Annotated in this window: 8 protein-coding genes; 1 reads left to right on the top strand and 7 read right to left on the bottom strand. The window is 34.3% G+C overall.

Going from position 1 to position 10,445, the window contains the following annotated elements; translation table 11 throughout:
- Positions 1–36 precede the first annotated feature (36 nt).
- Positions 37–1,410, top strand: coding sequence for a malate:quinone oxidoreductase (locus G468_RS21235; protein WP_051297130.1), 1,374 nt, complete (start codon positions 37–39; stop codon positions 1,408–1,410).
- 63 nt (positions 1,411–1,473) lie between these two features.
- Here G468_RS21235 and G468_RS0114440 read toward each other — a convergent pair whose 3' ends face one another.
- From G468_RS0114440 to G468_RS24215, 7 genes are all read right to left on the bottom strand, one after another.
- Complete coding sequence (locus G468_RS0114440) at positions 1,474–2,208, bottom strand: fimbrial biogenesis chaperone (RefSeq protein WP_026823694.1); 735 nt, start codon at positions 2,206–2,208, stop codon at positions 1,474–1,476.
- Complete coding sequence (locus G468_RS0114435) at positions 2,205–3,542, bottom strand: fimbrial protein (protein WP_026823693.1); 1,338 nt, start codon at positions 3,540–3,542, stop codon at positions 2,205–2,207. Before G468_RS0114435 ends, G468_RS0114440 begins: the two co-directional genes overlap by 4 nt.
- 20 nt (positions 3,543–3,562) lie before the next feature.
- Entirely contained in the window at positions 3,563–6,145 is a 2,583-nt protein-coding gene (locus G468_RS0114430; protein WP_135678109.1) for a fimbria/pilus outer membrane usher protein, read from the bottom strand.
- A 57-nt stretch (positions 6,146–6,202) separates the two neighbouring features.
- A complete protein-coding gene (locus G468_RS0114425; protein ID WP_026823691.1) occupies positions 6,203–6,934 on the bottom strand; it encodes a fimbrial biogenesis chaperone in 732 nt (243 codons plus the stop codon).
- Positions 6,935–7,086: 152 nt separating this feature from the next.
- The gene (locus G468_RS0114420) at positions 7,087–7,623 is read right to left on the bottom strand and encodes a fimbrial protein (RefSeq protein WP_026823690.1); all 537 of its coding nucleotides are present in this window, start codon (positions 7,621–7,623) and stop codon (positions 7,087–7,089) included.
- A gap of 1,132 nt (positions 7,624–8,755) precedes the next feature.
- Positions 8,756–9,661 (bottom strand): hypothetical protein, encoded by a 906-nt coding sequence (locus G468_RS0114415; RefSeq protein ID WP_026823689.1) that lies wholly within the window; start codon positions 9,659–9,661, stop codon positions 8,756–8,758.
- A gap of 453 nt (positions 9,662–10,114) precedes the next feature.
- The coding region (locus G468_RS24215) for a hypothetical protein (protein WP_034250092.1) at positions 10,115–10,445 on the bottom strand (331 nt) is incomplete at its 5' end.

The following is a 10,445-nucleotide window of genomic DNA, read 5'->3' as shown; positions in this document are numbered from 1 at the left end:
ATTAATGCCTTACTGTATTGATTGAGATTCCTAACCATGAACTATACGCCAGAAAAAAATGGGCAAATCGATATCACTCAAGCGATAGAAATTGCCAATCAATTCGAAATTTCTAAACAATTCTGGGCTTATCAACTAAAACATCGCGTTCTTCACCAATCTCAAACTTTTATAAATCCTGTTCCACATATTGCCTTTGTGTGGGGAAAAGATGACGTTAATTTCTTAGCAAAACGCTATGCAACTATGATCAAAAACCCTATGTTTTATGGCATGAAATATTCTACCTCAGCGGACGAAATTAAATCGTGGGCACCATTAATCATAGAAGGGAGAGATGAAAAACAACCTGTTGCAGCAACGCGTATGGATATTGGCGCTGATGTAAACTATGGTGAAATAACTCGTCAGTTAGTTGCCAATCTGCTTAAACATCCAAACTTCAAATTACAAACTAGAACCGAAGTGAACGCAATTAGTCGTAATGATGATGGCACTTGGAGTGTCGGTTTTAAAAATCACACAACCGGTGAAGAGAGTCACATAAAAACACGTTTAGTCTTTATTGGTGCAGGTGGTGCAACGATTAAATTATTACAATACACAGGGCTGCAAGAAGCAAAACAGTATGCCGGATTTCCGGTCGGTGGTGAATTCCTGGTTACCGATAATCCTGAGGTGATCGATAGACATACCGCAAAAGTTTATGGAAAACCGGCACTTGGCGCTCCCCCTATGTCAGTTCCTCATATTGATACGCGCTATTTAGAGGGTAAAAAATATGTGCTATTTGGCCCTTTTGCCACTTACTCAAATAAATTTCTCAAATATGGTAGCCAACTCGATCTTTTTGCTGCTACCAATGATAGTAATATAATTTCCATCATTGCTATTGGCATCAAGCACTTAGATTTAGTGAGATATTTAGTCAGTCAATTAATGTTAAATGATGAAGAACGTTATCAGTCTTTGCTAGAATATTATCCCAACGCCAAAAAAGAAGATTGGAAATTAGTTATCGCCGGTCAACGAGTACAAATCATAAAGAATGCCAAAAATAAACCCGTTACGTTACAGTTTGGTACGGAAACTTTTATCTCTAATGATAAAACCGTCTTTGGTTTGCTTGGCGCATCCCCCGGCGCATCAACCTCCCCTTATATTATGTTAAATTTACTAGAGAGAGTATTTCCCGATAGAGTAAAAAATCAGTGGAATGCCAAATTACATGAAATCATTCCATCCTATGGCCAGCATTTAGAACAAAATCCAACATTACTTAATCAGATCCGTCGATACACCAGTGAAATATTAGGCCTCAATTATATTGTTCCGCAACAGGAACAAACTAATCAACCAATGATACCCAAACAACAGCAAGCAAATACAAGATATTCTTTTGTTAAATAATAGGTAATTACCCAAAGTAAAGTTTAGATTTATAGTTTTTAACTATTGATATAGGCAAGCAAACTAAGGTGTTTGAAAAATGGCTACTTCTCGCATAGAAAAACCTGCGTCATTCAGATAGGAAAAAACTATCCGTCCTGCCTGCTGAGAAAAGGATTGTTCAAAATGATATATACGCTCTGAGAATGGCGGGATCATCATATCCATCTGTCGTTTAATTAAATAGCGCTTATGCGGACTCTCAAAAAAGATTTGTGAGAAAGAAATATGAAAAGGTAATGGATTTTTGCAGACTAATACCCATTCTTCGCCTTTTTGTTGCAGTTTGAAGGTAATTTTATCTGCTAACTTGGCAGGAAAATCAGCCAATGTTGTTGGGCGGTAAAATAATTTTAATTGAGTATTCATGGCCAAGCTTACTTTAGGATTATCCTGATTTAGCGCTTGATCATGCAAATTAGGCGGTATTTCATACAAATTTAACCAAAAAACTGACTCTCTATCAGCCGGCAAATGATCACCATTATAAATAATCCTAATAGCTTGGATCTTTTGCGCCGGTAGATGAAAAATCGGAGCAAGTACCACAAAAGGTGTTTCTGTCTGTGGATTAGCTTCACCATGATCAACCCAATTTTGGACAATAACCGGATAGCTATTAGTATTAGCTAACAATACAGAACGTTCTTTATCACCCTGATGGTAAATTACTCGGGTCATATTGGCCATGATGCCGGCTTTTCCGGTTATCAGCCAAAATAGTGATAAGTATGCTACAACAATCGTTAATCGCTTCATTGTACTTTTACTAATACATATGCTGTAGCATATATTTTTCCTGGTTTAATAACTTGACCTGGCAATTGCTGCAATACCGCTGTGTATGAGTGTAAGTAATGTGTATAACCAGAAACGGAAGGCCCCAAATTTTTAGCATCTCTAAGCACAGGATACCAACCGGCATTTTCTCCACTTGGGCCTATACCAGTAATACCGGGTTGAGATACAAATACCATCGGTTGTTGTGTAACGCTATTACGTAAGGTAATACCCACTCCGGTTGCTAATGTAGGATCAACGCCATAATTATCTGAAACTAGCGCCATTACACCACCTTGGGAATTAATTAAATTTAATCCTTGTGCAGCGCGATAAGCACCGGGTGACACCTGAATACCAATCGCTGTTTGCCCGCCTGTCGTACCTGAGTTCACATCATCACTACATTCGATTTGGACAGAGATATCAGCTTCTCTGGTACCACCTACCAATAACTCTTGGCTAGAAATAGTTGGAAAAAGCACTAATGGTGTCGCATTTCTCGCCACACAAGTAGCGTTGTTACTCAGTGTAATAGACTGACGCAAACCATAGCCAAAACCATTATCTACTCCCCAAAAACGAAAATTATAGGCGGAATCTTCGCCTTCATTGTCATGTACAATTCCCGGTCCAACAAATTGAATATAAGCATTAGGCTGAGTACATTGATAATTTGTACCTGTTGCACTGGCATAACCTAATCCGCGTGTACCTAGCCCAGCACAATAATTTGAAGCCGCATTATTGGGTGGAATTGTACTAACACGATAGAGCTCCACTTGCATTGGCGGGATATCTTGTAATCGAATATGTATTTTACCTTTTCCTGGTTGGCTTCCTTCAACCAGTAAATAAGTTGTAAGCGGAACCCTTTTCCAACTACGTTGCACCACAACACCAGCCATGGTTTGTTTTATACCAACATAAGCAAGCCAAGATGCATATACACCAGGCAATCCATCAATAAGGCCGGTTTCATGAAATCCACCGACTCTATCATCACCATTGGTTGCTACCAGAAAATAAAGCTGAGGCAGATCAGCCTCATCACAGATCCATAATACCGAAGAGGCATTAGCGCCACCAAAAGTATAAGCGGTTGGTGGCACAACGATAGAAGCAAGTAAAGAACCAACCGGCTGAAAATAAGTATCCGTTAGATTAACCCGCCCAAAGAGCATCTGGGCTGAACGATTATCTTCAGTCTGAGAAACACCCGTTATTCTACAATTTGCGCTCACAGCGAACGATATGGTAAAAAGGGTTATGATTAATAAACTTGTTCTTAACCAATCAGAGGTATATTTCATTATCTCTCTCCACTTGCGGGTTAGCGTTGAACGCACATAGCCGTTAATTTTGTAATAGGCTGTTTAGCTAATGCCTGACCCGTACGCGAGTAATCTAGATAACAGCGTTCAGAGATCGTTTCTCCCCATTTTAATAGTAACGTACCTGAAGCTTGTTCAGTTCTGACATACATTTGATTATTTTGACCCACCATGCCAATCACATTATTTTCTTGGTCAAAAACTTCCCTACCAATCGGCAAAAGAGAATGATCAGCTAGCTGTGCTTTTATCAATAAGGCATAACCTGCGCGAGTTTTAAACATGACTTTAACTGCAGCGCCAGCATACGGGGCAACTTGTTTTTCATTCTCGTTTAATTCAAAATTTTCCGCCATTCCTTGTGGATCGAGAATAATTTTATTGTAACGATAGGGGGTTATCGATGGGACTAATGCGTAACCATTGTCATCGATTATCGTTCCTTGTGCATTCAATACAGCTGCACCCGATGCGCCCTTAGCTTCAACTAAAGCAAAAGTATCTCCTAGATAGGGGCCAAAAGTGAGCCCGCCACTATGAAGCGCTAAAGCACCCTGAGCATTAGCGCCAATCTGCCAATAGTTTTTGCCCTTAGAGGCATTAATACTCAAATTAGTATTAGAAAAACGTTTCTGTAAGCTACCATTAACGGTAGATTGGTTATACTGCCTTACATAACTAGCGCCAACACTATAATTTAGGTTTTGTTGTTCATTTGCTGTTCCTGACAACATTACTTGATATTGATCACCGATATTTCCACCATGGGTATAGCTACTACTTACTGTCGGCGTATAACTAGAATATTGGCTACCCAATGGAAAAGAGAAAGAAACGGAGGTCGAGGTCTCTTCTTTGCCTGAATGTTCACTTGATTCGGCCAACTGCTGCCTAGCAACGACAACATTCATTGTTAAACCATTATCAAACGCTTTATTGTAACCTAATTGCAACTGACTATCGCGTGGTCGGTTATCACGATAATTTTGAATTGAACCGGAAAGAAATAGATTACCAAATTCACCTAATTGCTGACTTAGGGTCAGTTCAAGCCGATTAAGTTGTCTATAAGTGGAAGAACTCCATGGTGTGCCACGAGTAATGGCTTCACGGATGCCTAAAACATCTGAAAGTTCACGATAACCGTCTGTCGAATAACGATAACCAGCCAATGAAATTGTGGTATTGGTGATATTAAAAGTGCGGCTATAAGACAGATTAGCCATCCAACCTTGAAGGCGTTCAGAACGATCAGCAGATTGATGATCGATAAGAACGACTGAATTAGAATAAGTGGTATTAAACCCTAGTGCACCAAATCGACTGCCATATACACCACCTAGCATAATCGCCTGATATTTATCAGCAATCCGCAAACCTGAACTAACAGAGAAACTATTACTCAAACCATACTGATAAATAGCATCTGCAAAAACCGAATCTTGGCCAATATTACGTGTTCGCCCAACAGAAAAATTATAACGATAACTACCGGGACGAAGCGATTCAGGAACCGCTGAAAATGGCACACTAAAACGACGGACTGAGCCGTCTGCCTCGCTAATTTCCACATCAAGATCACCGTTATAACTGGTAGGGTAGAGATCGGTAATCGAAAAAGCACCCGGTGAAACTGTTTTTTGATAAATTTGATTACCATTTTGTTTAATAGTAACGGTTGCTGTTGTATTAGCAACCCCTTGTACAACCGGTGCATAACCACGCAAAGAATCAGGTAAAGTCCGCTCATCACTAGCAAGGGCTAGCCCATTAAAATTCAAACCAGAAAAGAATTTTCCTTGGGTAACAAGTTGACCTAATGACAGCATCCCAGTGATAACGGGAAGAGGCCGTTGCAAATAGCTACGGATATTATTCCATTTAGCACCAGACTGTCGCGAATAAGTGTAATTCGATTGTTGCCGATATTGCCATATACCAAAATTCATGTCGCCATTAAAAGAGAGATAAGCAGTATCTTGATCTTTGACATTGTTATCATTATTAATATGATAATAATTTCCAATATAGTTAAGAAAAAGAATAGAACTCCCAGCATCCAATAAATTAGGATCAATATAACCTCTTGGAATATTCTGTAATCCATCGTCAGGGATGGTTAAGTCAAGTCGTAAATCTGACAAAGTTAATTTGACTCTACTACCAGCAATATATTCAGGCAAAAAAATACAATTTTGATCAGATATTTTATTAGTTGATTTTACTATTATATCTGCTTGCTTGATCGTCTCTAAATTAAAACATGGGCCGACTGTGTGATTTTTATTTTCAATAAAAGTTATTTCTTTAGATTGAAAAAAATGATTATTAATATAAATATCAACTTTATATTTACCAGGAATGATTGAATTAGCCTGATTAAATTGAGCTAACATTGTCGGGCTCACTGCCCCACCACGAAATAAGGTTGGATCAAAAGTATAAGTCTCATTTGTTGAATAAACTAAGCTAGGAATAAATGTTAATAATAATACATACCTTACCGGCCTGAAATGACAAAATACCATTCGCCCTATTAATATAGACTTATAAATCATTAGTAATCCAATAGGGCAATTCATACTTAATTTCCTACTAACAAATAAAATAGCAAAATAAAATATATTTATCTTTGATTATTATTGAGCTGATAAAGGTAATTCAGTAACAACATCCACACCATAATCGTTTAATAGAGTAAGGCGTATAGTATTTTTTGCGTTACGGTTTATGGCTCTTGGTAATTTCCATTGTGTCGTTGTTTTAGGTGATAACATAATAGAATCAGCTAATTTAAATGACTGGCTATTGGAAATTAATGTTGCAGAGTGAACAACGGCATAATATCCGGTAGGGTTTTCAACAATTATTTGCTCATTATTCTGTCTAAATATTAGTTTATCCGCTAGTTGATTTATATCACCTAATAGATTTTTAGGCCGATAAAAAATTTTTATTCGTGTATTAAATAATAATACTAATTTATTAGCCTGATGCTGTTGTTCATTAAAAGCCGGAACCTGGCTAAAGTTAAAATAAAAAAGAGACTCCCTATCCTTAGGAAGGTTATCATCTACCCACATTAATCGTATTATTTGTCCTGATTTAGCTTCTATCCGAAAAATTTGCGGATTAACAATAAAAGGCGTTTCTGTCATTTCAGTGGTTGAATTTTTATCACTATTCTCCAACCAAACTTGAATAATATTCGGATGAATATCATTATTAGATAATTGTATGGTTTTATCTTTCATTCCTTCATAATAAATAATGCGCGTTCCTGTCATTACCACACTCGCATAGCCATAAGGCATTAAACTAGTAAAAAACAGTGTGATAATAGCTATAAATGAAATTAATATATTACTCATTTTAAAATCCAAATAATCATTACCTTTATAGTCAATAAACATCAGTGACAAAGTTATATTTATTAAATAATTAGTAATTAATAATTTCTCTAAAATTAATAATTGCTGAAAACATTGCTATTTTCAGCTTAAAATAAAACGATCAGCAGAAATTATAAATAACCTACAGTATACTCAACCATGGCTTTTACCTGGCCGGCCTTTGCATTACCATTTTCAGAAATATATTGCACCCCAAATGTATGAGAAGCTGTCGTTTCATCTTTTTTAAGTACTAAACCTGGAACACGAGTCACACCATTTAATACCACCGGCGTTGTCCCACTTTCATTGGTAGTAATCTGAATTGCAACATTCTCTGCCCCATTATCTGCAGGCGCGATGAGATTAGCTAAATTACCCGCAGTAGTTACATTATGACCTAGAAATTTTGTATTTACTTGCAGATCAGTTGTAGGAGCCGTGCAATTTTTTATTGTGACCGTAAATGGTGTTAAACCTGCTTTACTACCTGCACCTGATAACTGAGCTACAGAAACATTATTTAAAAGGACTATCGAATTAGTCTCTTTATTAACCTCGGTTTCACATGTTTGTGCACTTACTTCACCTTGGAAAGTAATTGTCGGAGCAGCATTAACAGCAACAGGAATAACACTAATAACTAGCAGCACTAATGGGAATTTCATAAATACCTCAATATTATTAATACAACTTCAATCTAGTATTATTTATAAAAAATAAAATATACTATTATGAAATAATTTCTTAACGGTAATATTTAATTTTATTAAATAAGAATAAATAGGTGAAAACACAGTAGCTGTAAATAAACACCTTATTTTATATTTGCTATTAAAGTGGTTTTGATAAATATAGTTTTAAATAAATTTATCGATAAAAAAATACTTACAGTTAATGAATGCTAAATCACTATCTGTAAGTTTTTTGAATTATGCAATTTTCAGTCGTCAATATCAATCATACTGAATAAAAAAGAAATAAATGTTTATTTTATTCATTAATATTAAATCCCATAAAACTATTTAACAACAACCATATAACCCAACAAAATCAATGGATTTAGTTTATTACACCTATATTTTTTAAAATTTCACTTATAAATAACAAAATACTCATTAAAATTAGCAAAATATTTTTCTTTTATAACACAGTAATTGACCATAACAATTTAATATCTAAGATAAATTTTACATTTTCAGTAATTTACAAAATCGTTTTTGCTAGTAGAAAAATACAATTCCCATCATTTGTTAATAAAATAAATTAATAATATATTCAATAATATAACTTTCTAAACAGTTTAACTTTTTGATATTATTAATAGAAAAATAAAATAAATGATAACTATCGGAATTGTCTGTAATTTTTTATATTAAGCAATAATTATTATTTTTGATTAATTCGACAAAGAATAAAAAAATATATTCTAATAAAAAAATACATTTTGTTACTTTTTAATAAACAGCACAAAATGCTAATTAATGTTCACAGATTAAAAATAAAATTCAATTATAATTATCACTATAAGTAATAGTTCAATTAAGTAACTTTATTTTTAATATTTCAAAGAGCAAACCGAAATAAAATGGCTCACATACTCAGACATAAACATTATGTAACATAGTCAATACAATAAAAATTTAGATAACTTTAAGAATTATTAAATCTATTTATCAGTTTACAATAGGTATAATATAGGCAGAATTACCATAATAAATTCTACCTATAAAGAAAAACTATCGTTTCAAATATAAAAATTTATAAACATATAAACGAGCAAATTCAATTATTGCCTTTTTAATTGTGATCATTTCTATGCGAGTTATTATTTACATTATTATTTACACTACCGTTAGGCCAAACAGAGTTGTTATTTAAATCGCCATTAGGCCAAACGGAGTTATTATTATTCTGGTTACCTCCCTGTCCACCACCATTGTTATTACCCTGGCTACCTCTATTCCTATTATCCTGCCCATTCCAGTTATTATTACCTTGCTCACCACCATTGTTACTACCATGGCCACCGCTATTGTTATTAGCTTGTCCACCACCATTGTTACTACCTTGGCCGCCGCTATTGTTATTAGCTTGTCCACCACCATTGTTACTACCTTGGCCGCCGCTATTGTTATTACCAATTGTCGTAACCTTAAAAGAATTTAAGAAAACCAAATTTTCTTTTGCCCAGCTTTTTGTATCATCGTAGAAAAGATTGCTTGCTCCAACCCTTCTCATAGCAACTTCGCCATTGCCTGTCGGGCCTATTTTATAAATTCTTATAGCAAATTTGTGTGTTATCGGATCCCAGCGTCCACTAGTCCAGCAAGTAGACGTAGCATCTAAATTATTAATCCAGCCCTTTGACGGAAAAAGCATTTTTCCACACATTGAATTAATACCCAATGCATAACCAATCCCGGCAATATTTGTCTTATATACTCTCATACCATCAATATCTGTAGCGAATTCACCATATGCTCTTCCACCAGTAGTCATATTTTTTACGTTAGAACACTGATAAGTTTTAATTGAATCGGTCGTGAATGTATCTAATAATGTACCTACAGGCATATCATCTGTCACAATAATATCTCTGCCATTAACCTTTATCTGTCCACCAATCTCTATACATTGAGCAAATACAGATGTGGTATAACCAAAAGTATAAGTAAGCAGCATAATTAAAGATAATTTTTTCATAACATGTTCCTTATTAAAATAGATTTCAAATGATGATTATTTAAAGCTATAACTAGATTTACTAATAAATAAATAGAAACAAACATCATATAATTTAATTTATTAATTAAAACTTCATTAAATTAAATAACATTAAATTTTACAACTTGCGATGAAACATAAATAGCTAGCTACCACAGCAAGATATTATTTAAGGAAAAACAGCTTATTTGCTTTATATTACTGGCTTAATATATTCATTATTATCAACATAATAATAAATCACACATAATTTACTTAATATTTCAATATAAAAAATTTTTATTTTATAATTTAGGCAAGCATTAAAAAATATAAAACACTATAACAAGAATAACTTACTACACATATACTTTAATAACCTTTTATACTAGATTAAAAATTATTATTATTGATGTTGGTGTTATGAACCATGTCATTATTTCCATTATTAGGCTAAATATGATTATGGTGATTGTCTTGATTACTATTTTTGCCTACTGTAGTAATGTTAAAGGCATTTAAAAATACTGGATTTTCTTCTGCCCAATTATTATGGTTATTATATGACAAAATAGTGGCACCGATTTCTTTCTTCGTCACAGTTCCATTTGCTGTTGGCCCTATTTTATAGATCCTGACCTCAAAATTATGAGTTATCCGATTCCAAGTATGACTAAACCAATAAGCAGCTATATTATCTATATTATCTATATTATCTATATTATCTATATTATCTATATTATCTATATTATCTATATTATCTATATTATCTATATTATCTATA

It is taken from the genome of Arsenophonus nasoniae DSM 15247, from assembly GCF_000429565.1.
GTDB lineage: Bacteria > Pseudomonadota > Gammaproteobacteria > Enterobacterales > Enterobacteriaceae > Arsenophonus > Arsenophonus nasoniae.
The sequence above is the reverse complement of the archived record's forward strand: the minus strand, read 5'-3'. Positions and strand labels throughout refer to the sequence as shown.

What these genes read in the sequence shown, in the direction of transcription:
- G468_RS21235 (WP_051297130.1), top strand. Translation starts at nt 37, where the DNA reads ATGAACTATACGCCAGAAAAAAATGGGCAAATCGATATCACTCAAGCG.
- G468_RS0114440 (WP_026823694.1), bottom strand. Translation starts at nt 2,208, where the DNA reads ATGAAGCGATTAACGATTGTTGTAGCATACTTATCACTATTTTGGCTG.
- G468_RS0114435 (WP_026823693.1), bottom strand. Translation starts at nt 3,542, where the DNA reads ATGAAATATACCTCTGATTGGTTAAGAACAAGTTTATTAATCATAACC.
- G468_RS0114430 (WP_135678109.1), bottom strand. Translation starts at nt 6,145, where the DNA reads ATGAATTGCCCTATTGGATTACTAATGATTTATAAGTCTATATTAATA.
- G468_RS0114425 (WP_026823691.1), bottom strand. Translation starts at nt 6,934, where the DNA reads ATGAGTAATATATTAATTTCATTTATAGCTATTATCACACTGTTTTTT.
- G468_RS0114420 (WP_026823690.1), bottom strand. Translation starts at nt 7,623, where the DNA reads ATGAAATTCCCATTAGTGCTGCTAGTTATTAGTGTTATTCCTGTTGCT.
- G468_RS0114415 (WP_026823689.1), bottom strand. Translation starts at nt 9,661, where the DNA reads ATGAAAAAATTATCTTTAATTATGCTGCTTACTTATACTTTTGGTTAT.